The organism is Pseudomonas sp. GW822-FHT03F08, assembly GCF_058801265.1.
The window spans coordinates 58,654-81,400 of sequence record NZ_JBXANC010000013.1; the positions used below are offsets into that span (position 1 = coordinate 58,654).

The window sequence follows — 22,747 nt, forward strand, 5'->3', positions numbered from 1 at the left end:
TGTCGTTATATACTCAGTTCAGATTCAGTTTTGCTTTCAGGCTGTGCGCAACCTGTTCTTTGTTGTTCAGGAATTCGTTGAGGCCTTTGGCACGAAGATTACAGGCATCGCAATTGGAACAGCCGTTGCCTTTGATGCCGTTGTAGCAGGTCAGTGTCTGGTCGCGAATGAACTCCAGCCGGTTATGGTAATCGGCCAGCGCCCAGGTTTCCGCTTTGTTCAGCCACATCAGCGGAGTGTCCAGGGTCAATTTGTAATCCATACCCAGTTCAAGGGCTTTGTTCAGTGCCTTTACAAAGTCATCTCGGCAATCCGGGTAGCCAGAGAAGTCTGTTTCACAAACACCGGTAATGACGGTCTTGGCCTGAACCTGGTACGCATATATGGAAGCCAGGGTCAAAAACAGGATGTTCCGGCCCGGCACAAATGTACTCGGCAGGCTTTCTCCTGAACTATTGATGGTCGGGACTGGAATGTTGTCGCGCGTCAGGCTACTGATGGCCAGTTCATTCAGCAGTGACACGTCCATGGTCTTGTGTACGGTCACACCAAGTTCTTTTGCCAGTTGCTGTGCAACTTCAATTTCTGCGCGATGGCGCTGGCCATAGTCAAACGTGATGCAGTGGATTTCATCGTAGTGGGTCAAGGCATGGATCAAACAGGTTGTTGAATCCTGCCCGCCGCTAAAAACGATAACTGCTTTATTGCTCATGGTTATGCTTCCTGCATTGATCGAGTAAGTGCAATGTTTGAACAATAATCGAGGAGGTTCTTGTCTCGGTTGCTCATTGCCGTGGCGATATTCTACGGAGTACGGCGCTCGTTGGCACTGATTAATGCCCCCATGTTGGCGTGACATTTCTCCCGGGTGTTTTCCCGTTTCGCCTGCCCGTGTCGCCTGATAGTCGCCGTGTATAGTGAAAGGGCGCGACACTGAAAGCACACCAAGGTCATGCTGACCGTACCCGCTACAGGTACGGCGAAACAGGCTCTACGATGAGAATGCAATGCTGAAGATTTCCAATAACGTGCATCTGCCGGATGCCGAGATCGAACTGACTGCCATCCGCGCCCAAGGGGCCGGCGGGCAGAACGTCAACAAGGTCTCCAGCGCCGTGCACCTGCGCTTTGATATTCCCGCCTCGTCCTTGCCCGAGTTCTACAAGGAGCGGCTGCTGGCGCTTCGCGACACTCGCATCACCAGCGACGGCGTGTTGATCATCAAGGCTCAGCAATACCGCACGCAGGAACAGAATCGCGCCGATGCACTGGAGCGTCTGACCGAGCTGATCCTCAGCGCCACCAAGATCGAGAAGAAGCGCCGTCCAACCAAGCCGACGCTGGGTTCGAAGAAGCGTCGGCTGGAGTCGAAGACCAAGCGCGGCAGCATCAAGGCCGGGCGCGGCAAGGTGGATTTCTAGTCTTCGCGGTACTTCGACGTGTGGCGGTACAGATAGACGCTCAACGCCAGGCCGCTCAGCGCGGCGATCGCGGCAAACAGGAAGATCGAGGCAAAACCGAAGCCCGCCGCAATCGCCCCGGCCAGCGGCCCGGTGATCCCCAACGACAAGTCGATGAACAATGAATAGGCGCCAACCGCCGCGCCACGGCTGGAAGCCGGCACCAGGTTCACCGCTTCCACGCCCAGCGCCGGGAACACCAGCGAGAAGCCGAAACCGCTCAGCGCCGCACCCGCCAATGCCCAGTGCGCATCCGGCGCCAGCCATAGCAATAGCAGGCCCAGTGTTTCCACCGAGAGGCAGGCAATTGCCACGCGAAAGCCGCCGAGACGGTTGATCAGGTTGCCGAACAGTAGTCGCGCGCCAATGAAGCTGGCACCGAACAGACTCAGGCACAGCACCGCGTTATCCCAATGCTGGGTGGCGTAATACAACGTGATGAAGGTAGCGATGGTGCCGAAACCGATCGAGCCCAGCGCCAGTCCGCAGCCGTGGGGAAAGACGCGACCCAGCACGTGCATGAACGGCAAGCGCTCGCCAGCGACAATCGGCGCGGCGGTTTTCGGCCAGGCCAGCAGCAGGCCCAGCGCTGCAAGCAACAGAATGCTCACGCCCATGCTCCAGAGGCCGAAACGGCTGACCAGCCACACGCCCAGCGGCGCACCGATCGCCAGCGCGCCGTAACTGGCGATGCCGTTCCACGAGATGACTTTGGCGGTGTTGGCCGCCCCGACGCGGCCGATGCCCCAGCCGATGGATCCGGAGCCGACAAGACTTTCCGCGCTGCCGAGCACCAGACGGCCGATGAACAGGCTGATCAGGCTGAGCATCGGCAGGTTCGGGGTCCAGGCCGAAATCAGCATGAACACACCGCTCAAGCCACAACCGGCCAGACCAATCATCACCGCGCGTTTGCTGCCCTTGTTGTCGATGATCTTGCCGGCATATGGGCGGCTGAGCAGGGTGGCGAGGTATTGCACGCTGATCACCAGACCGGCGATGACCGCCCCGAAGCCCAGGTCGCTGTGCACGTAGCCGGGCAGCACGGCCAGCGGGATGCCGATATTCAGGTAGCCGATGAAGGTGAACAGGACGATGGAAACGACTTGCAGCGTGACCGCCAGGGGGCGCTGGGGTTCTGGCATAGAGGACGACATGGGTAACGATCCACGGGGAGAGCAGAATAGATAGGCTGCTCATGATACCGGCGTGGACGATGCTGCGGCCGGGAAAAGTAAAACTATTTGGCCGGGGCGACCAGTTGCGTGGTGACCAGTGCGGCGAGGGCATTTTCTTCGCTGCCGAAACGGGCGAGCAGGGCGGCTTGCTTCTCGGGCGAGAGGCGGCTCCAGATCTCGATCATCTTCTCGGTGGCGCCGATGAGGATTTCAGCCTGTTGTTCGTTAAAGGATTCGTCGGTCATGGCAGGCTCGGGCTTCAGGCAGTGTGGAAAGCGCATGTTAGCGCTTTCCACACGGTCTGTACGGTGGGTGTTACTTACTCTTTGCTGTCGGCCGGACGGCTTTCGGCGGCTTCTTTCGGCTCGGGCTGTTGGGCACCGGCTTGTTGCGTGGTCGTCTGCTCAGGTACGTGCAGGCTTGGGAAGGGGAGATTGGGAATCTCGTGCATGGTTGCGCTCCTCGCTAAGTCTGTTGATAGATCTGGTAGATCCGCGCTTTCAGAAAGCCTGCGAAGGATACAGCAGTAAAAATGACAAACAGATTTTTAATTCCGCTTGTTGCGACGGGCGGGATTGTCTAGACAAGTGCGACAGGGTGACGCAGGGCAAATGCGGGAGCGGCGGTGTGCCCGCCGCCCCTGACATTCGTTTATTTGCAGACGCTAGCGATCGCTTCGGCCAGCAGATCCAGGCGTGTCGCATCAATCCCGGCGACGTTGGCGCGGCCCGAGCTGACCATGTACACGCTGTGATGCTCGCGCAGGTTTTTCACTTGTTCCGGCGACAGGCCGGTGTAGGAAAACATCCCGCGTTGCACGCCAATGTGCGCAAAGCGCTCGCGCAGACCGTGCGGTTCCAGCGCTTCCACCAGACCGCTGCGCAACTGGGCGATGCGCAGACGCATGGCTTCCACTTCGTCGGCCCAGCGGCGTTTCAGCTCCGGGTCGGCGAGGATCGTGGCGACCACAGCCGCGCCGTGATCCGGCGGCGTCGACCACAGGTTGCGGGCGATGTGCGCCAGCTGGCTGCGGATGTCGATGAGCTTGTCAGCGGTTTTCGCGCAGACGATCAGCGCACCGGTACGGTCGCGGTACAGGCCGAAGTTCTTCGAGCAGGAACTGGTGATCAGCAGCTCAGGCAACTCGGCGGCGAACAACCGGGTTGACCATGCATCCTGCTCCAGACCGTCGCCAAAGCCCTGGTAGGCGAAGTCGATCAGCGGCAGCAGATTGCGGCTGCGCACCACGTCCAGCACCCGGTGCCAGTCGTCGTGACTCAGGTCGAAACCGGTCGGGTTGTGGCAGCACGCGTGCAGCAGCACCACATCGCCTTTCGGCACTTCGTTGAGCACGGCGAGCATCGCATCGACGTCGAGGCGGTTGTCGCTGCCGACGTACGGGTAATGACTGATCTTGACCCCGGCCGCCGCGAAAATCGTTTCGTGGATTGGCCAGGTCGGGTTGCTCAGCCATACGCCTTTGCCCGGCAGGCATTGCGCGATGAAATCCGCTGCCAGACGCAGGGCACCGGTGCCGCCCGGGGTCTGGGTAGCTCCGGCGCGTTGCTGGGTGATCAGTGCCGAATCGGCACCCAGCACCAGCTCATTGATGACCTTGCCGAACAGCGGATTGCCGTGACCACTGATGTAGGTCTTGGTGTCCTGGCTTTCGACCAGACGCGCCTCGGCGATTTTCACCGCTTCGGGAATCGGCGTCAGGCCCTGGGCGTCCTTGTAGACGCCCACGCCGAGGTCGAACTTGCGCGGGTTGGAATCCTGCGCGTAGGCCTCCATCAGGCCGAGGATCGGGTCGCCGGGCACCCGGCCGATGGCGTCGAAGTGCATTACTTGCGTCCTTCTGCGGTCTTGGCCACTTCGTCAGTGCGCGCGGCCATGATGAAGTCGTTGCGGTGCAGGCCTTTGATCGAGTGGCTCCACCAGGTCACGGTGACTTTGCCCCACTCGGTCAGCAGGCCCGGGTGATGACCTTCGGCCTCGGAGATCTCGCCGACGGCGTTGGTGAAAGCCAGTGCGTGTTTGAAGTTCTTGAACAGAAAGACTTTTTCCAGCTGCATGATGCTGTCACGCACTTCGATGTTCCAGTCAGGGATCTGCTTGATCAGGATCGGCAGTTCTTCATCGCTGACTTGTGGGGCATCGGCACGGCACGCTTCGCAATGGGCTTGGTTCAAAGTGGACATGGTTTGATTCCTGAGATCGGATGTCTTTTTTATAAGAGCTGTTACGGTCGTCAATGTCGTCACGCTAAACCAAAGCCGCGACGACTGACAGACTCACTTGTAAGTAAAAGCCACGGTTCACGCAGCTTTTGGTTTCGGCGGAAATTTTGGCGCGTGCAGACCCAGCTGCATGCCTTGCTTGACCATGCCCATGATGTCTTCGTGGGCGAGGTCGAACAGGCGCTTGAGGTTCGGCAGGACAAAGTACAGCGGTTGCAGGATGTCGATGCGATACGGCGTGCGCATGGCTTCCAGCGGATCGAAGGCCTGATGTTCAGGTTCGTCCGACAGCGAGTAAACAGTTTCCTTCGGCGAGGACAGGATGCCGCCGCCGTAGATGCGTTTACCTTGCGGGGTGTCGACCAGGCCGAACTCGATGGTCATCCAGTACAGGCGCGCCAGATAAACGCGCTCTTCCTTGGTCGCTTGCAGGCCGAGCTTGCCGTAGGTGTGGGTGAATTCGGCGAACCACGGGTTGGTCAGCAGCGGGCAGTGACCAAAGATCTCGTGGAAAATGTCCGGTTCTTGCAGGTAGTCCAGTTCTTCGCGAGTGCGAATGAACGTGGCCACCGGGAACTGCTTGCTGGCGAGCAATTCGAAAAAGGTCTGGAACGGAATCAGCGCCGGGACGCGGGCGACCTGCCAACCGGTGGTCTCGCCGAGCACCTTGTTGATCTCGCCCAGTTGCGGAATGCGGTCGTGGGGCAGACCGAGTTTTTCGATACCGTCCAGGTATTCCTGGCACGCCCGACCCTCGATCACTTTCAACTGGCGGGTGATCAGCGTGTTCCACACCGCGTGTTCTTCGGCGGGGTAGTCGATAAAACCTTGCGCATCGGGCTCGCGGGCCACGTATTGCGTCTGCTTCATACTGCTCTCCTGCGAGGGGAATTCGTTCTTGTTATGTCCTGCTATGGACTGAGAAATACCCCAGAGCGTGCCGTGTTGCAGCAGGTTGATGACCGGCCGAGTAGGAAAAGTCTCTTTAAATCGTAAAATTATCGTTACGCTTTGTGCGATAAGTCGTGATTACGGTGATTGGCGGGTTTGAAATGGCCGGTGTCTGTCACATAATCTTGACGACTATCTTGCGGGCGGCAGAGAAAAATCCGCCCCTCTACCTGTTTCGGGCCTTTATATGCGTATCAAAGTCCACTGCCAGAACCGCATCGGCATCCTGCGCGACATCCTCAATCTGCTGGTGGAGTACGGGATCAACGTTGCCCGCGGCGAGGTCGGTGGTGAGCATGGCAATGCGATCTATCTGCATTGCCCGAACCTGATCAACCTGCAGTTCCAGGCGTTGCGGCCCAAATTCGAAGCCATCGCCGGGGTGTTCGGCGTCAAGCGGGTAGGGCTGATGCCCAGCGAACGCCGGCACATGGAACTGAATGCGTTGCTCGGTGCGTTGGAGTTTCCGGTGCTGTCGATCGACATGGGCGGCTCGATCGTTGCCGCCAACCGTGCGGCGGCGCAGTTGCTCGGCGTGCGGGTCGACGAAGTGCCGGGGATTCCACTGTCGCGTTACGCCGAGGATTTCGACTTGCCCGAACTGGTGCGCGCCAACAAATCGCGAATCAACGGCATGCGGGTCAAGGTCAAGGGCGATATCTTTCTGGCCGACATCGCTCCCCTGCAATCGGAGCACGACGACAGCGAGGCCATGGCCGGTGCGGTACTGACGCTGCATCGGGCGGATCGGGTCGGCGAGCGCATCTACAACGTGCGCAAGCAGGAGTTGCGTGGTTTCGACAGTATCTTTCAAAGCTCGAAAGTGATGGCGGCGGTGGTGCGTGAAGCCCGGCGCATGGCGCCGCTCGATGCGCCTCTTCTAATTGAAGGCGAAACCGGCACCGGTAAAGAGTTGCTGGCTCGGGCTTGTCACCTGGCGAGTCCGCGCGGCCAGTCGCCATTGATGGCGCTCAACTGCGCGGGGCTGCCGGAGTCGATGGCCGAGACCGAGTTGTTCGGCTACGGCCCCGGTGCCTTCGAAGGGGCGCGGGCTGAAGGCAAGCTCGGGCTGCTGGAGCTGACGGCGGGCGGCACGTTGTTCCTCGATGGTGTCGGTGAAATGAGCCCGCGCTTGCAGGTGAAATTGCTGCGCTTCCTGCAGGACGGTTGCTTCCGTCGTGTGGGCAGTGATGAAGAGGTTTACCTGGATGTGCGCGTGATCTGCGCCACCCAGGTCGACCTGTCCGAGTTGTGCGCCCGTGGCGAGTTTCGCCAGGATTTGTACCATCGCTTAAACGTGCTTTCGTTGCACATCCCGCCACTGCGCGAATGCCTCGACGGTTTGACGCCGCTGGTGGAGCACTTCCTCGATCAGGCCAGTCGGCAGATCGGTTGCCCGTTGCCGAAGCTGGCGCCGGCGGCGATGGATCGGCTCAGTCACTACCACTGGCCGGGCAACGTGCGACAACTGGAGAACGTGCTGTTCCAGGCGGTTTCGCTGTGTGATGGCGGGACGGTCAAGGCTGAGCATATTCGTCTGCCGGACTATGGCGTGCGTCAGCCGCTTGGCGATTTCTCGCTGGAGGGCGGGCTCGACGAGATTGTCGGGCGCTTCGAGAAAGCAGTGCTTGAGCGACTGTATTCCGAACATCCGAGCAGTCGGCAGCTGGGCAAGCGGCTGGGCGTCTCGCACACCACGATTGCCAACAAGCTGCGTGAGTATGAGGTGGGCAAGACCGAGTCTTGATCCCTGCGCGATCACTCCTGCGCAAGGCATGGGGTGATCGCGCCTCACCATTGCCGCCAAGCGGCATGACACCGCCGGTTTTTCGACTTCGATACATTTCCCCAAACCCTGCTGACTCCCTCAAGTCCTTTGTTTATCGGGTCCTCGACCGCCAGAAAAAAGTTGGTCTGCAAATTGCTTGTGGCTCAGCAGTACAGCGGTGGGCGGCAAACGTCCGGCATGCAGAGGAAAGAGTGTGGACAAGTACCTTTATGTGGCAATGACCGGCGCCAGCCAGAACGCACTGGCGCAAAAGGCTCATGCCAACAACCTGGCGAACATCTCCACCAATGGTTTTCAGCGCGACCTGGAGCAGGCGCGTTCGATGCCGGTGTTCGGTGACAGCTTTCCGGCGCGTGCGTTTGCCATGAGCGAACGGCCCGCCACCGACTTCACCGCAGGCTCCCTGGTGGAGACCGGTCGCGACCTCGACGTCGCCGTGACCGGCAACGGTTTCATTGCCGTGCAGAACCCCAACGGCGGCGAAAGCTACGTGCGCACCGGCAGCCTCAATATCGACGCCCTGGGCGTGCTGCGTGCCGGCAACGGCATGCCGGTCATGGGCAATGGCGGGCCGATTGCCGTGCCGCCGCAGCAGCAGGTGGAAGTCGGTGAAGACGGCACCATCAGTATTCGTGCGATGGGCGAAGGCCCGCGCGTTATGGCCGAAGTCGACCGGATCAAACTGGTCAATCCGGACATCAAGAACATGAACAAGGGCCTGGACGGTTCGATCTACACCAAGGACGGCCAGCCTGCGCCGGCCGATGCCAACGTCAAACTGGTGTCGGGTTTCCTGGAGTCGAGCAACGTCAATGCCGTGGAAGAAATGACGTCGGTGCTGGCCCTGGCCAAGCAGTTCGAGTTGCACGTCAAGATGATGAACACCGCCAAAGACGACGACCAGGCCATGGCTCGGGTCTTGCAGATCAGCTAATTATCAGAACGTCGCGCCGTAAAACAGGCGCACGAGGAGAATCGAATGCTTCCGGCTCTATGGGTTGCCAAAACCGGTCTGTCCGCCCAGGACACCAACCTGACCACCATTTCCAACAACCTGGCGAACGTGTCGACCACGGGTTTCAAACGTGACCGCGCCGAGTTCCAGGACCTGCTGTATCAGATCAAGCGTCAGCCAGGCGCCCAGTCGACCCAGGACAGCGAACTGCCGTCGGGTCTGCAAGTGGGTACCGGTGTGCGCATCGTCGGCACCCAGAAGAACTTCACCGCCGGTAGCCTGCAAACCACCGAGCAGCCGCTGGACATGGCCCTCGACGGCCGTGGTTTCTTCCAGATCCTGCAACCGGACGGCACTACGTCCTACACCCGTGACGGTACTTTCCACCTCGATTCCAATGGCCAGATCGTCAACGCCAGCGGCTTCGCACTGGAACCGGCCATTGTCATTCCGAACAATGCCCAGACCTTCACCGTCGGCCGTGACGGCACCGTGTCGATCACCGTTGCCGGCAACGCCGCCTCGCAAGTGATCGGCAACCTGCAAACCGCCGACTTCATCAACCCGGCCGGTCTGCAAGCCGTGGGCAACAACCTGTTCCTGGAAACCGCCGCTTCCGGCGCGCCGCAAATCGGCACTCCGGGCCTGAACGGTTTCGGCACCACCCTGCAGAACACTCTGGAAACCTCCAACGTCAGCACCGTGGAAGAGATGGTCAACATGATCACCACTCAGCGCGCTTACGAGATGAACTCCAAGGTGATCTCCACCGCCGACCAGATGCTCTCGTTCGTAACGCAGAATCTGTAATCAAGTCTATGAGGCGGCCATGAGGCCGCCTGCAACACCGTGAGGTAAGGGTCATGAAACGCTTCGTATCTGTTCTGGCATTGGGTGGGGTGGTCTCGCTCGCGGGCTGCGTCGCTCCGACGCCCAAGCCCAATGACCCTTACTACGCCCCGGTGTTGCCGCGGACGCCGTTGCCGGCGGCCGCCAACAACGGCTCGATCTATCAGGCCGGTTTCGAACAGAACCTGTACAGCGACCGCAAGGCGTTCCGGGTCGGTGACATCATCACCATCACCTTGAACGAGAAGACTCAGGCCAGCAAGAACGCCAACTCGCAAGTGGCCAAGAACAGCAAGACCGGCATCGGCCTGACTTCGTTGTTCGGCGGCAGCGGCACCACCAACAACCCGTTGGGCGGTAACGACCTGAGCCTGGACGTCGGCTACAGCGGCGACCGTGCGACCAAGGGCGACAGCAAGGCGGCCCAGGGCAACACCCTGACCGGTTCGATCACCGTGACCGTCGCCGACGTGCTGCCCAACGGCATCATCGCTGTGCGCGGCGAGAAGTGGATGACCCTCAACACCGGTGATGAGCTGGTGCGGATCGCCGGTCTTGTTCGTGCCGATGACATCGCCACCGACAACACCGTGTCGTCGACCCGGGTCGCCGATGCGCGCATCACCTACTCGGGCACCGGTTCGTTCGCCGATGCGAGTCAGCCAGGCTGGTTCGACCGTTTCTTCCTCAGCCCGCTGTTCCCTTTCTAGGTGGCTACGTTGAATTTCAAGAGCCTCATGCTCGCTGCGGCGTTGATGTCCGCAGCCTTTGGTGCCCACGCCGAGCGGCTGAAAGATATCGCCAGCATCTCTGGCGTGCGTTCCAACCAGTTGATCGGCTACGGCCTGGTGGTCGGGCTTAACGGCACCGGCGACCAGACGACGCAAACCCCGTTCACCCTGCAGACCTTCAACAACATGCTCTCGCAGTTCGGCATCAAGGTGCCGCCGGGATCGGGCAACGTGCAGTTGAAAAACGTCGCGGCGGTATCGGTGAGTGCCGATCTGCCGGCGTTCGCCAAACCGGGTCAGCAGGTCGACATTACCGTTTCTTCCATCGGTAACTCCAAGAGCCTGCGCGGCGGCACCCTGTTGCTGACCCCGCTCAAGGGTATCGACGGCAACGTCTACGCCATCGCTCAGGGCAACCTGGTGGTCGGCGGTTTCGATGCTGAAGGTCGTGACGGTTCGAAGATCACCGTCAACGTTCCGTCGGCCGGTCGCATCCCGGGCGGCGCATCGGTCGAACGTTCGGTGCCGAGCGGTTTCAACCAGGGCAACAGCCTGACGCTGAACCTCAACCGTTCCGACTTCACCACCGCCAAGCGCATCGTCGACAAGATCAACGACATGCTCGGCCCTGGCGTTGCCCAGGCCATCGACGGTGGTTCGATCCGCGTCACTGCGCCGCTCGATCCGAGCCAGCGTGTCGACTATCTGTCGATCCTGGAAAACCTCGAAGTCGACCCGGGCCAGGCCGTGGCGAAAGTCATCATCAACTCGCGTACCGGCACCATCGTCATCGGCCAGAACGTGAAAGTTTCGCCGGCCGCCGTGACCCACGGCAGCTTGACCGTGACCATCACCGAAGACCCGATCGTCAGCCAGCCGGGCCCGCTGTCCAATGGTCAGACGGCCGTGGTGCCGCGCTCGCGGGTGAATGCTCAGCAGGAAGCCAAGCCGATGTTCAAGTTCGGCCCGGGCACCACCCTCGACGAAATCGTGCGTGCGGTGAACCAGGTCGGCGCGGCGCCGGGTGACCTGATGGCCATTCTCGAAGCACTGAAGCAGGCCGGCGCGTTGCAAGCCGACCTGATCGTGATCTGAGGACGGCACTCATGGATATGCGCAAAAGCGGTCTGGTCAGTAGCAGCGATTCGGGTTCGTACTCCGACCTCAATCGTCTGAACCAGCTCAAGGTCGGCGACAAGAACAGCGACGGGAACATGCGCAAGGTGGCGCAGGAATTCGAATCGCTGTTCCTCGGTGAAATGCTCAAGTCGATGCGCTCGGCCACTGAGGCATTGGGCCAGGACAACCCGCTCAACACCCCGGCAGCCAAGCAGTATCAGGAAATGTACGACCAGCAACTGGCGGTTTCCCTGTCCCGCGAGGGCGGTGGTATCGGTCTGGCCGACGTGCTGATGAAGCAGATGTCGAAGAACAAACCGATGGCGCCGGGCGAGGCCGCCGCCGCGTCGGCTGCCAAGCAGCAGGAAGCCCTGGCCAAGGCCGCTGCGGTGGAAACGCCGATTGCCGCCGGCACCGTGGCTACCAACGGTCCGCTGTCGCGCCTCAATGGCGAACGTCCGTTGTGGGCTTCGCGTTCGGTGCATGCGCCGAACACTCAGCTGACCCATCGCAACGACATGGAAATGATCAACCAGCGTCGCCTGGCGCTGCCGCCGAAACTGGCTGATCGCTTGCTCGCCGGTCTGGTGCCTTCGGCCACGCCGACGGCGGCCACTCAATTGCCGCAACGCGCCACGACGGCCGCTGCCATCGGTTCCGGTCCGCTGTACAACGGCGACTGGCTGGCCCGCGCCGAGGCGGACAAGGCCTCTGGCGGGCAGATGCAGATTTACGGTCGCGCCATGGCACAGATTCCGCTGGCGCCGGCGAAGAAAGCGTTCAGCAACGCCGACGAATTCGTCAACACCATGCTGCCGATGGCCAAGGAAGCGGCCGCGCGCATCGGTGTCGATCCGCGTTACCTGGTGGCTCAGGCCGCACTCGAAACCGGCTATGGCAAGTCGGTCATGCGCGCCCAGGACGGCACCAGCAGTCACAACCTGTTCGGCATCAAGGCCAGCAGCAACTGGCAGGGCGATTCGGCCCGTGCGATCACCAGCGAGTTCCGCAACGGGCAGATGGTCAAGGAGACGGCGGAGTTCCGTTCCTACGCCTCGTACAAGGACAGCTTCCACGATCTGGTGACTTTGCTGCAGAGCAATAATCGCTATCAAGATGTGCTGAAGTCGGCCGATAACCCAGAACAGTTTGTACGCGAGTTGCAAAAGGCCGGTTACGCAACCGACCCGAACTACGCAAGCAAGATTTCGCAGATTGCCAGGCAGATGACGGTAAATCAGAACTACGCTGCGGCCGGCGTTTCAACAACGCCTTTATAAACACAAGGTAAGGTTTGAATCATGAGTTTGCTCAATATCGGGATGTCGGGGTTGGCCGCGAGTTCGTCCTCTCTGGCTGTGACAGGTAACAACATTGCCAACGTCGACACCGCCGGTTATTCACGCCAGCAAACCGTGCAGGGCACCAAGTCCTCGCAGCAGTTCGGCAACGTCTTCATCGGCACGGGCACGACCCTGGCCGACGTGCGCCGGGTGTACAACTCTTACCTCGAAACACAACTGCACACCGCCACCTCGCTCAACAGCGAAGCGGCCGCGTACGGTGCCCAGGCGACCGCGCTGGACGCCTCGCTGTCCGACACCAACACGGGTCTGACCGGTGTGCTGCAGAAATTCTTCACCTCGATGCAGGGTGTAGCGACCTCGGCGACCGACGACACTTCCCGTCAGTCGGTACTGACCGGTGCGCAGGCCCTGACCAGCCGCTTCAACGCGCTGGCCAAACAGCTGAACGATCAGAACACCACGATCAACGGCAACCTGTCGGACATGACGTCCCAGGTGAACAAGCTGGCCACCGCGATTGCCAACCTGAACCAGAAGATCGGTGAGGTTTCCACCAGCGGCGGCCAGCCGAACGATCTGCTCGACAGCCGTAACGAAGCCGTGCGTCAGCTCTCCGAGTTGACCGGTGCGCAAGTCGTCGAGCGCGGCAGCAGTTTCGACGTCTACGTCGGCAGCGGTCAGCCACTGGTCATCGGCAACACCACCAACACCCTGAGCACCGTGCCGAGCAAGGACGACCCGTCGCGCATGGGCATCCAGATGGATCGCGGCTCAAGCACCCTCGACATCACCTCGGTGATGAGCGGCGGTGAAATCGGTGGTCTGCTGACCTATCGCAATGAAGTGCTCAATCCTTCGCTCAACGAGCTGGGCCGTGTAGCACTGGTCATTGCCGACCAGATGAATCGCCAGCAAGCCCAGGGCATCGACAAGAACGGTGACTTCGGCGCGGCCATTTTCAACGACATCAACAGTGCCGCACTGATCAGCCAGCGCAGCATTGCCCAGTCGACCAACAGTGCAGGTTCCGGCAACCTTGATGTCACCATCAAGGACACCGGCAAGCTGACCACCAGCGACTACCAGGTCACCTTCACCAGCGCGACCAACTACTCGGTCAAGCGCTCGGACGGTACCGACATGGGTTCGTTCAGCACCACGACCACGCCACCGCCAGTGATCGACGGCTTCACCCTGGCCCTCAATGGCGGTGCGTTGAGCGCCGGCGACACCTTCAAGGTGACCCCGACCCGTAACGCCGGCAGCACCATCCAGACCGTGCTCACCGATCCGAAGAAAATCGCGGCGGCAGCACCGTTGACCGGTGTGGCCAGTGCCAACAATTCCGGCACCTACACGCAGCCGACGCTGATCGACACCCTCGACATCACCAACCCGGCCTCCCAGGCCGAGCTGCAGAATGCGCTCAAGTACTCGACGCCGGTCAAACTGGTCATGGGTGCGGTCGCCAGCGGCAGCCAGTCGTACAACATGGTCGATGCCAAGGGCAACACCATCGGTTCCGGCACCATCGTGCCGGGGCAGGCCAACACCCTGAACCTCAAGATCGGCATGGTCGACTCCACCGGTGCTCCGGTGATGGATACCTCGGTCACGCCGAACGTGCAGAAAACCTTTACCGTGCAGACCACCGTGGGCGCGACGCCGAAGCCAGGCGAAACCTTCACGATCAACCTGACCGGCGCGGCTTCTTCGGACAACCGCAACGCGCAGGCGCTGGTTGGCTTGCAGACCAAACAGACCGTGGATACCGGCACGGCGAGCAAGGGCATCAGCCTGACTGACGCCTACAACAAGCTGGTGACCAACGTCGGTACCAAGGCTGCTCAGAGCAAGTCCGACAGCGCCGCCACCACGGTGATTCTGGATCAGGCCCAGGGTGCGCGCGATTCGCTGTCCCAGGTCAACCTGGACGAAGAAACCGGCAACCTGGTCAAGTATCAGCAGTACTACACCGCCTCTTCGCAAATCATCAAGGCTGCGCAGGAAACCTTCGCAACGCTGATCAACAGTCTTTAAGGAGCCGTAATTCATGCGCATTTCCACCGCCCAGTATTACGCGACACAAGCTGCTCAATATCAGCGCAACTACAGCAAGACTGTCGCGACCGCCAACGAGGCGAGCAGCCTGCAGCGCATCAACACCGCTGCCGACGATCCGATCGGCGCCGGGCGTCTGCTCAAGCTGGGTCAGCAGGCCTCGATGCTCGAGCAGTATCAGGGCAACATCGATACCACCAAGAGTGCGCTGACCGTGCAGGAGTCCACGTTGAACTCCATCACCACGGCCTTGCAGCGCGCCAAGGAAATCGGCCTGGCCGCCAACAACGGCATCGCCACTGATACTGACCGCAAGGCCTACGCCGCCGAGTTGAGCCAGATCCAGCAACAAGTGCTGGGCCTGATGAACTCCAAGGACGCCAACGGCAATTACCTGTTTTCCGGTTCCAAGACCGATACCGCGCCGTACTCGCAAAATGCCGATGGCACTTACACCTACAATGGTGACCAGACCCAGATCAACCTGGGCATTGGCGACGGTCTTTCGGTGGCCTCCAATACCACTGGCTGGGATGCGTTCCAGCAGACCATCAACACCAGCCGCACCACGACCAGCATGACCGCGCCAACCCCCGATGATGGCCGCGTGGTGCTGACCAACGGTATCGTTGGCACCGCCGCGACGTACAACGCCAAGTTCGCGGCCGGTCAGCCGTACACCGTGGATTTCATCAGCAGCACTCAGTTGAAAATCACCGATGCCCTGGGCAACGACGTGACGACCGAAGCCAGCCAGAACGGCGCGATCACCAACAGCAACGGCGCCAACCAGACCGTCAGCTTCCGTGGCGTCGATCTGAAGTTGAACATCAACCTCAAGCCTGGTGACACCAACCCGGATGCGGTCATTGCCGGCCACAGCTTTCAGCTGGCGGCCACGCCTGACTCGTTCACCACCTCGCGCAGCGCGGGCAATGCGTCGACGGCGGTCATCACCGGCTCCGGCGTGACCAACCAGGCGGCCTACGACGCGGCATTCCCGTCGGGCGGCGGTGCGATCCTGAAGTTCACCAGCGCCACCAATTTCGACCTGTATGCAGCGCCAGTGACAGCTGACAGCAAGCCAGTGTCGTCGGGCACCATGGTCGGCGCCAACGCCACGGCCGCGGGTGTGACCTTCACGTTCGGCGGGACGCCGGGTGCGGGCGATCAGTTCTCGATCCAGTCCAACAACCACCAGACCCAGAACGTGCTCGACACCCTGGGCCAGATGGTCACGGCGCTGAATGCGCCGATCGACGGGAATCCGGTGGCCAAGCAGAAATTCCAGGGTGCCATGGAGTCGGCGCTGGGCAACATCGACAGCGCGGCCAATCAGATTGGTTCGGCGGTGACTTCGATCGGTGCCCGCGGACAGTCGCTGGATGACCAGAACACCACCAACCAGAGCCTGACTCAGGCGAATACCACCACTCAGGGTTCGATCCGTGATTCGGATCCTGCCGAAGTGATGACCCGCCTGACCTTGCAGCAGACCATGCTGCAGGCCTCGCAACTGGCATTCAGCAAAATCAGCCAGCTGGGTCTGTTCAACAAGATCTGACGGTAGCCGGGCGCGCTGGCGCCCGTTCTGCCCTGTCCCTTCAATAGTCAATGTCTTTAGCGGTTTCAAGGGCTCGCTTTTCTGAGCGGGCTCGCACCGCCTGTGAGCCCGCCGTGAATTCACTTCCTCTCGTCAGCCTGGTCATTCCTGCCTTCAATCCACGTTTCTTCGAACGGGCATTGCTCAGTGCGGTGAGCCAGGGCTATGGCAATCTTGAAGTCATTGTCTGCGACGACAGTCGCGGCAACGAGATTGAAACCACCGTCGCCTCGGTGATCGAGAGTTCCGGCGTGGCCGTGCGCTACGTGCGCAATGCGCGCACGCTCGGGCTGGTCGGCAATCTGCATGCGTGCCTTGAGCAGGCGCAGGGCGAGTTCATCAAGTTTCTGTGTGATGACGACCAATTGTTCGGCACGTGCATCGAGCGCCAGGCGCAGGTGCTCATCGATCAGCAGGACGTCAATCTGGTACTCGCCCAGCGTCTGTTCTGGGATGCCGATGACCGCCCGTTGCCTTCACGCCTGGAAAATACCCCGTTGTCGCCGGTGTGCGGACTGTTCAAGGGGGATGACCTGCTGGCGATTTTCGAGAACTTCCCGGTCAACATTCTCGGCGGTTTCAGCAATGCACTGTTTCGCCGGGCCGATGTCCTGGAGCTTCTCCCGGCCTTGACCACTCCCGAAACCTGCTTTGTCGCGACCCTGGATTTTGCGTTGTACGTCTGCCTGTTGCGTCGCGGCAACCTGGTGGTTTCGAATCACGTCCTGAGCGTCGAGCGCCTGTACGCCGAGCGCTTGAGTGGCCAACAGGCAATGCGCGATGCTGCGTACACCGAACGCCAGTGGTTGTCGCAGATGCTCAAGGCGCGCAGTGGCGAATCGGCCCCGGCGCCGGGCTGGGTGCGTTATGTGCCGATCACCAAGGCGCAGGAAGCGCCACGGGTCTGGGAAGAGTTGCCGCTGAGCCGGACGCTGGGCACCAAACAGACCACCCAGGATTGGCATGTCGGTGTTTCCAGTGTCAGTTTTGCCGAGTTGTATGCGCAGTGGCTGGCATGCCGCAACCTGACCGAAGGCCAGCGCGAACTGCTGCCGGACACGCTCGCGGCATGGCCGCGCGTACCGAAAATCGTGCCGCTGATCATTGACGAGCAGGGCAGTCGCTCGGCGCTGGATCTCACCCTGCAATCGCTCGAGGCACAGGAATACCTGCCCGAGTTGACCCTTGTGTTGTCCGCCTCCTGCACCGAGACGCAGCTCGAAGAGCGCGTCTTGCGCATGCCGTTGCAGGAGGACTGGCAACAGCAGATCAACGAACTCTTGCCGCAGCTGGAAGGTGCCGACTGGTTCTACCTGCTGCGTGCCGGTGATCGTCTGGTGGTGCCGGCGCTGCTGGTGATGGCCGAGCGCATTGCGCTCTCGCGAACCGTTACCTGCCTTTACAGCGATGAAGGTGGTTTGAGCGAGGGCGAGTCCACCGAGCCGGTGTTCAAGCCGGACTTCAACCTGGACCTGATGCGCAGCTACCCCTATGTGGGCCGGGCCCTGGCGTTCGAGCGCGAGCGATTCCTGGCACTCGGCGGTTTCGATTCCGCGTTTGGCGAGCTGGCGCCCCACGATGTGTTGTGGCGCATGGTCGAGAACGACGGCACGCAGGTCATTGGCCATATTTCCGAAGTGCTGCTGGAGTCGGCATTCGACCTCGCCAAGTGGTTGTCGGAACCGCAAATGGCTGACGGCAATTCGCAGTTGATCTCGGCGCACCTTGATCGTCTGGGCATTGCCCATGAAATCCGCAACGGCGCCTCGGCGCTGCTGAACCGCGTGGACTACCACCATGGCCGGCAACCGTTGGTGTCGATCGTCATTGTCAGCAAGGATCAGACGGCCGCCGTGCAGCGCTGTGTCGAGAGCCTGCTGGAGAAGACCGCCTACGCCGAGTACGAGTTGCTGCTGGTCGACAACGGCAGCCAGGGCGTCGAGGCGCAGACCTGGTTTGACGGCATGGCGCAATTGGGCAGCGAGCGGATTCGTGTCCTCGATTGCCCGCAGCAAGACAACATGGCCGCCGTGCGCAATCTCGCGGTGAGCCAGGCGCGGGGCGAATACGTCCTGCTGCTCAACCCTTACGCCGTGATCACCCATGGCGACTGGCTGGCGGAAATGCTCAATCACGCCCAGCGCCCCGAAGTCGGTGTGGTGGGGGCCAAACTGTTCAACCCGGACGGGCGGGTCTTGCATGCCGGTCTGATCCTCGGCCTGCAAGGGCCGGCCGGCGTACCGTTTTACGGCGAGTCGTTGCAGGCGACGGGTTACATGTACCGGCTATTGGTCGCTCACGACCTGAGTGCCGTCGGCAGTGATTGCCTGATGGTGCGCAAGGCTGTGTTCGATTCGGTCAACGGGCTCGATGAGCAGGCGCTGGCGCAGTCGCTCAACGAAGTGGATCTGTGCCTGCGTGTTGGCCAGGAAGGTTACCTGGTGGTATGGACGCCTTACGCGCAGCTGGCGTTGGGCGCGCAACCGGCGCAAGCCCCGAAGGAAGGCGAAGAAGCAGCGCTTGGCCAGGAGCAGGAAACTTTCTACAAGCGCTGGCTGCCGGTCGTCGCACGGGATCCGGCCTACAACGCCAACCTGTCGCTGAACGGCCTGGGGGGCTCGAGCTTCAGTCTCGATCCTGGCCTGCGTACCGGCTGGAGTCCGTTTTCGCAGCCGCAATTGCCCAAGATTCTCGCATTGCCGGTCAACGCATCGGCGATCGGTCACTACCGTGTGACTCAGCCCCTGATCGAGCTGGAAGCGGCGGGCAGGGCACTGGGACGGATTCATTACAACCTGCCGACCATCATCGAAGTCGAGCGCCAGTCCCCTGACGTGATCATTCTGCAGGGGCGTTATGCCGAAGCACCGATCAACGAAATTCCAAGCTTGCAGAAGTACTCGAGTGCCCGGCGGATCTACGAGCTCGATGACTACGTGATCGACGTTCCCCATCGCAATGCGCACATCCGCAACATGCCGAACAAGGACGAGATGGAAAAACTGGTCCGGCGTGCGATCGGCATGTGTGACCGGGTCGTGGTGTCCACGGCGCCGTTGGGTAACGCACTGTCGAGCATGCACAGCGACATCCGCGTGGTCCCGAACATGCTGGCCAAAAACATGTGGAGCGATTTGCGCAGCCAGCGCCGTACCTCGAAAAAACCTCGGGTCGGCTGGGGCGGTGGCACCAGCCACCACGGTGACCTGGCGGTGATCGCCGATGTGGTGCGCGAATTGGCCAATGAAGTCGACTGGGTGTTTTTCGGCATGTGCCCGGACGATCTGCGGCCGTACATGCATGAGTTCCACGGCGTGATCGGCCTCGATGTGTACCCGGCGAAACTGGCCAGCCTCAATCTGGATCTGGCGCTGGCACCGCTGGAGTTCCACATCTTCAACGACTGCAAGAGCAACCTGCGTCTGTTGGAGTACGGCGCCTGTGGCTACCCGGTGATCTGCACCGACACCGAGGCCTATCGCGGTTACCTGCCGTGCACCCGGATCAAGACCAACACCACGGATGAGTGGCTGCAGGCGATCCGCATGCACCTGGCCGATCCGGACGCCAGCTACCGCATGGGCGACGAGTTGCGCGAGGTCGTGTTGCGCGACTACGTCTTGCGCGGCGACAACCTGCGTTACTGGGAAAACGGCTGGCTGGCGGACTGACCGGTCCACGGACGCTACCCCCAAAAAAACAGGCGACTTTTGCAGTCGCCTTTTTTTCACCTCGAAATTCGTATTTGTATCAACTCGGATACTTTTTTTGCCCGGCACCTCAAGCCGCCACAATCCTCTGTCGATACCCCTTGATAGCCGGTCTCGGACGATTGACGCAGAGGGGGCGAGCGGTGCCTGGGATTGCAGGTTTCCAGCCTCAACAACAACGCAAGGAAGAAGCAAATGTCAGTAGTAAATGGAACGAGTGATGTGGATTACCTGATGGGCACCGATGGTAATGACGAACTCTATGGACTGGAGTCGGATGACCAGTTGATCGGCAGTGGCGGATCGGACGTGCTGGATGGGGGCGAGGGGTTTGATACGGCGGACTATCGCGTGCTGTCTTCGGCAGTCAATGTCGAGATCGGCAATGACGCGTGGACTGTCACCGGCGCCGAGGGCAAGCGCGATACCTTGCTCAATGTCGAGAAAGTCATCGGTACATCTTTCAACGACACCTTCACCGGCAACGTTGCCGGTGTGACGCTGGACGGTAGCTGGGGTGACGATGTGTACATCGTCGGCAGCGAAGGCGTGACCATCATCGAAGAAAGCTACGGCGGTTACGACGAACTTCGCACCAGTCTCAACACCATCAAGATGGACCCCTTCATCGAGAAACTGACCTTCACCGGTACAGGTGATTTCAAGGCCTACGGCAGTGACACCGACAACGAAATCATCGGCGGTGCCGGCAACGACTGGCTGTGGGGCGGCGACGGTGCGGATCACTTCGTGGGTGGTGAAGGTTTCGATACCGTCAGCTACAGCGACAGTCTCGAAGGGGTGAGAGTCGGGGACTGGAGCAACTATGACTGGTTGACCATTGCCTACGGAGATACCTTCACCGGTATCGAAGCCATTGAAGGTTCGAAGTTCGATGATCTGATCTATCGCTCCGAAGGGTCGATGATCATTGACGGTTCCGATGGCTACGACACGGTGAGCTATTTCCAGACCGCGGGGCCGGTCACCATCGAGATCGGCAGTGGTATCAATGCAGTGGGCGACACCTTTCGCAATGTCGAAAAGATCATTGGCACCAACAATGCGGATCAGTTCACCGCCAACATCGGTGGCGTGACCCTGGCCGGTGGCGATTGGAACGATGTGTACATCATCAACAGCACCGGTGTGACCATCGAAGAAGTCGAGGGTTTCATGGGCGGCACCGATCAGGTGTACACCACGCTGTCTGTGATGCACCTGGATCCGTTCGTTGAAAACCTCACGTACACCGGGACCGGCGACTTCACCGGCTACGGCAATGACACCTGGAACACGATCGTCGGCGGCAGTGGCAACGACGTGCTGTTTGGCGGTGCCAAGGGTGACTCCTTCGACGGTGGCGACGGTATCGATGTGCTCAGCTACGGCGACAGCACGGTGGCCATGACGCTGAACTGGGCAACCCGGGAGTTTTCGGGGATCGCTGACGGCGACACGTTCCAGAACATCGAGATCATCCGTGGCAGTGACTTCAACGACACCTTTTACGCGACCGGCATGCCCTGGTATTTCGGCCTGGATGGCGGGCAAGGGCAGGATCTGCTCAGTTTCAAATACGCCACCATGCCGATGGCGATCGACCTGAGCGGTGCCGCCTACAAGCCCTGGGACCCGATGCCTGAATACACCAGCATCGAATTGATCGAGGGCAGTCAGTATTTTGATGACTTCATCGGTTCGGCCGGCAACGAAACGTTCATCGGTGGTGGTGGCGGTGATGCAATCGATGGCCGCGATGGCATCGATAATGTCTGGTACCTCACCAGCGCCTCGGCGGTAGAGATTAATCTGCAGACCGGCATCAACCTGGGTGGTGATGCGCAGGGCGATACGCTGACCAATGTCGAAGGCGTGATGGGCAGCCATTTCGACGACACCTTGACCGGCAACGAAGCGGACAACTACCTGGAAGGCGGGCGCGGCAGCGATCTGATCAATGGCGGTGACGGCAACGACGTTATCTACGGCGGCCTGGTGTCCGACATCGGACCGTTCAGCCTCGAAGGTGTGGCCGATAATGCGCAGGCCGATCAGTTGTATGGCGGGTTGGGCGACGATGTGATTGTCAGTGCCGAAAACGATCTGGGTACCAATGCATTCGGTGAGGACGGCAATGACACCGTGACAGTGTTCAACGGCAGCGCCATCGGCGGTATCGGCGACGACGTATTGACCGGCAAGGGCAGCGCCTACTCGTTGTTCGGTGGCGAGGGTGACGACCGGTTGATTCTCAATCTGGCCGGCCAGCAGGCCTCCGGTGGTTTCGCCAATGGCGGTGAAGGTGATGACACTTACGTGGTGAACACCTCCGGTCTGGTGGTGATTCAGGACGGCGGCACCAGCCTGAACGACACCCTGATCCTGAACACCATTGCCAATGCCAGCCAGTTGAACGTGACCCGTATCGGCGACGACGCCTATTTGCACAGCGCCAATGACGGCAGCATCGGTGCGCCGACCAGTGGTGTGAAACTGGCAGGCTGGTATGCGGGCTTCAACAACATCGAGCACATCCAGACCGCGGACGGCCAGGCCTACAGCCTGCCAGCCGCTGCCGACGGGTTTGCCCTGTTCGGTTGATCCGGTCGATTCACTGAAACCGCTCGATGAAAGGGATGGGTCCGGCAACGGACTCATCCCTTTTTTCATGCCCGTGTCCCCATCGACGCAGCGTCGGCGGAGCTGGCGCGTTTCCTGCAAGTCCCCCTCAAATCGCCATAAAACGAGCGCTCGCGGTCATTGCACCTGCGCCCGGACCGGCAGAAAGGTT

General features: G+C 60.6%; 18 protein-coding genes. 11 read left to right on the forward strand and 7 right to left on the reverse strand.

Features of this window, described 5'->3' with window-relative positions:
* Nucleotides 1-13: 13 nt before the first annotated feature.
* A complete protein-coding gene (queC, locus tag AC1RME_RS26835; RefSeq protein ID WP_096822217.1) occupies nt 14-712 on the reverse strand; it encodes a 7-cyano-7-deazaguanine synthase QueC in 699 nt (232 codons plus the stop codon).
* A gap of 295 nt (nt 713-1,007) precedes the next feature.
* Here queC and arfB point away from each other — a divergent pair, with 295 nt between their 5' ends.
* Entirely contained in the window at nt 1,008-1,421 is a 414-nt protein-coding gene (gene arfB / locus AC1RME_RS26840; RefSeq protein WP_096822216.1) for an alternative ribosome rescue aminoacyl-tRNA hydrolase ArfB, read from the forward strand.
* Here arfB and AC1RME_RS26845 read toward each other — a convergent pair.
* The 6 genes from AC1RME_RS26845 to phhA all read right to left on the reverse strand — a co-directional run bounded on the left by AC1RME_RS26845 (nt 1,418) and on the right by phhA (nt 5,793).
* Nucleotides 1,418-2,605, reverse strand: a complete 1,188-nt coding sequence (locus AC1RME_RS26845; RefSeq protein WP_176504895.1) for an MFS transporter — start codon at nt 2,603-2,605, stop codon at nt 1,418-1,420. The two genes, arfB and AC1RME_RS26845, sit on opposite strands and share 4 nt — an antisense overlap.
* A gap of 95 nt (nt 2,606-2,700) precedes the next feature.
* Complete coding sequence (locus AC1RME_RS26850) at nt 2,701-2,919, reverse strand: hypothetical protein (protein WP_096822214.1); 219 nt, start codon at nt 2,917-2,919, stop codon at nt 2,701-2,703.
* 38 nt (nt 2,920-2,957) lie between these two features.
* Nucleotides 2,958-3,089: a hypothetical protein gene (locus AC1RME_RS26855; RefSeq protein WP_255261961.1), complete on the reverse strand. Its 132-nt coding sequence runs from the start codon at nt 3,087-3,089 to the stop codon at nt 2,958-2,960.
* Nucleotides 3,090-3,289: 200 nt separating this feature from the next.
* The gene (locus AC1RME_RS26860; protein ID WP_493091984.1) at nt 3,290-4,483 is read right to left on the reverse strand and encodes an amino acid aminotransferase; all 1,194 of its coding nucleotides are present in this window, start codon (nt 4,481-4,483) and stop codon (nt 3,290-3,292) included.
* Nucleotides 4,483-4,839 carry a 4a-hydroxytetrahydrobiopterin dehydratase gene (locus tag AC1RME_RS26865; RefSeq protein WP_003222798.1) on the reverse strand — a complete coding sequence of 119 codons (357 nt, stop codon included), beginning with the start codon at nt 4,837-4,839 and terminating at the stop codon, nt 4,483-4,485. The genes AC1RME_RS26860 and AC1RME_RS26865 overlap by 1 nt, the downstream gene beginning before the upstream one ends.
* A 117-nt stretch (nt 4,840-4,956) precedes the next feature.
* A complete protein-coding gene (gene phhA, locus AC1RME_RS26870; RefSeq protein ID WP_225739972.1) occupies nt 4,957-5,793 on the reverse strand; it encodes a phenylalanine 4-monooxygenase in 837 nt (278 codons plus the stop codon).
* 223 nt (nt 5,794-6,016) lie between these two features.
* On the opposite strand from phhA, the gene AC1RME_RS26875 reads away from it, so the two are divergent.
* From AC1RME_RS26875 to AC1RME_RS26920, 10 genes are all read left to right on the forward strand, one after another.
* Complete coding sequence (locus tag AC1RME_RS26875) at nt 6,017-7,576, forward strand: sigma-54-dependent transcriptional regulator (protein WP_096822212.1); 1,560 nt, start codon at nt 6,017-6,019, stop codon at nt 7,574-7,576.
* Between the two features lie 235 nt (nt 7,577-7,811).
* Nucleotides 7,812-8,552: a flagellar basal body rod protein FlgF gene (locus tag AC1RME_RS26880; protein ID WP_096822211.1), complete on the forward strand. Its 741-nt coding sequence runs from the start codon at nt 7,812-7,814 to the stop codon at nt 8,550-8,552.
* 45 nt (nt 8,553-8,597) lie between these two features.
* Nucleotides 8,598-9,383: a flagellar basal-body rod protein FlgG gene (gene flgG, locus AC1RME_RS26885; protein ID WP_096822210.1), complete on the forward strand. Its 786-nt coding sequence runs from the start codon at nt 8,598-8,600 to the stop codon at nt 9,381-9,383.
* Between the two features lie 53 nt (nt 9,384-9,436).
* The gene (flgH, locus tag AC1RME_RS26890; protein WP_007965503.1) at nt 9,437-10,132 is read left to right on the forward strand and encodes a flagellar basal body L-ring protein FlgH; all 696 of its coding nucleotides are present in this window, start codon (nt 9,437-9,439) and stop codon (nt 10,130-10,132) included.
* Nucleotides 10,133-10,159: 27 nt separating this feature from the next.
* A complete protein-coding gene (locus AC1RME_RS26895) occupies nt 10,160-11,248 on the forward strand; it encodes a flagellar basal body P-ring protein FlgI (RefSeq protein WP_080593281.1) in 1,089 nt (362 codons plus the stop codon).
* Nucleotides 11,249-11,259: 11 nt separating this feature from the next.
* Entirely contained in the window at nt 11,260-12,552 is a 1,293-nt protein-coding gene (gene flgJ, locus AC1RME_RS26900; protein WP_493091985.1) for a flagellar assembly peptidoglycan hydrolase FlgJ, read from the forward strand.
* Between the two features lie 21 nt (nt 12,553-12,573).
* The gene (gene flgK, locus AC1RME_RS26905; RefSeq protein ID WP_096822208.1) at nt 12,574-14,619 is read left to right on the forward strand and encodes a flagellar hook-associated protein FlgK; all 2,046 of its coding nucleotides are present in this window, start codon (nt 12,574-12,576) and stop codon (nt 14,617-14,619) included.
* A 13-nt stretch (nt 14,620-14,632) separates the two neighbouring features.
* The gene (locus AC1RME_RS26910) at nt 14,633-16,204 is read left to right on the forward strand and encodes a flagellar hook-associated protein 3 (RefSeq protein ID WP_096822207.1); all 1,572 of its coding nucleotides are present in this window, start codon (nt 14,633-14,635) and stop codon (nt 16,202-16,204) included.
* Between the two features lie 113 nt (nt 16,205-16,317).
* Complete coding sequence (locus AC1RME_RS26915; protein ID WP_493091986.1) at nt 16,318-19,914, forward strand: glycosyltransferase; 3,597 nt, start codon at nt 16,318-16,320, stop codon at nt 19,912-19,914.
* A 234-nt stretch (nt 19,915-20,148) separates the two neighbouring features.
* Nucleotides 20,149-22,557 (forward strand): calcium-binding protein, encoded by a 2,409-nt coding sequence (locus AC1RME_RS26920; RefSeq protein WP_176504891.1) that lies wholly within the window; start codon nt 20,149-20,151, stop codon nt 22,555-22,557.
* The last annotated feature ends 190 nt before the right edge of the window (nt 22,558-22,747 follow it).

Excerpts from the sequence above, each read along its gene's own strand:
- queC (WP_096822217.1), bottom strand. The coding sequence starts at position 712 with ATGAGCAATAAAGCAGTTATCGTTTTTAGCGGCGGGCAGGATTCAACA.
- arfB (WP_096822216.1), top strand. The coding sequence starts at position 1,008 with ATGCTGAAGATTTCCAATAACGTGCATCTGCCGGATGCCGAGATCGAA.
- AC1RME_RS26845 (WP_176504895.1), bottom strand. The coding sequence starts at position 2,605 with ATGCCAGAACCCCAGCGCCCCCTGGCGGTCACGCTGCAAGTCGTTTCC.
- AC1RME_RS26850 (WP_096822214.1), bottom strand. The coding sequence starts at position 2,919 with ATGCGCTTTCCACACTGCCTGAAGCCCGAGCCTGCCATGACCGACGAA.
- AC1RME_RS26855 (WP_255261961.1), bottom strand. The coding sequence starts at position 3,089 with ATGCACGAGATTCCCAATCTCCCCTTCCCAAGCCTGCACGTACCTGAG.
- AC1RME_RS26860 (WP_493091984.1), bottom strand. The coding sequence starts at position 4,483 with ATGCACTTCGACGCCATCGGCCGGGTGCCCGGCGACCCGATCCTCGGC.
- AC1RME_RS26865 (WP_003222798.1), bottom strand. The coding sequence starts at position 4,839 with ATGTCCACTTTGAACCAAGCCCATTGCGAAGCGTGCCGTGCCGATGCC.
- AC1RME_RS26875 (WP_096822212.1), top strand. The coding sequence starts at position 6,017 with ATGCGTATCAAAGTCCACTGCCAGAACCGCATCGGCATCCTGCGCGAC.
- flgG (WP_096822210.1), top strand. The coding sequence starts at position 8,598 with ATGCTTCCGGCTCTATGGGTTGCCAAAACCGGTCTGTCCGCCCAGGAC.
- flgH (WP_007965503.1), top strand. The coding sequence starts at position 9,437 with ATGAAACGCTTCGTATCTGTTCTGGCATTGGGTGGGGTGGTCTCGCTC.
- AC1RME_RS26895 (WP_080593281.1), top strand. The coding sequence starts at position 10,160 with ATGCTCGCTGCGGCGTTGATGTCCGCAGCCTTTGGTGCCCACGCCGAG.
- flgJ (WP_493091985.1), top strand. The coding sequence starts at position 11,260 with ATGGATATGCGCAAAAGCGGTCTGGTCAGTAGCAGCGATTCGGGTTCG.
- flgK (WP_096822208.1), top strand. The coding sequence starts at position 12,574 with ATGAGTTTGCTCAATATCGGGATGTCGGGGTTGGCCGCGAGTTCGTCC.
- AC1RME_RS26910 (WP_096822207.1), top strand. The coding sequence starts at position 14,633 with ATGCGCATTTCCACCGCCCAGTATTACGCGACACAAGCTGCTCAATAT.
- AC1RME_RS26920 (WP_176504891.1), top strand. The coding sequence starts at position 20,149 with ATGTCAGTAGTAAATGGAACGAGTGATGTGGATTACCTGATGGGCACC.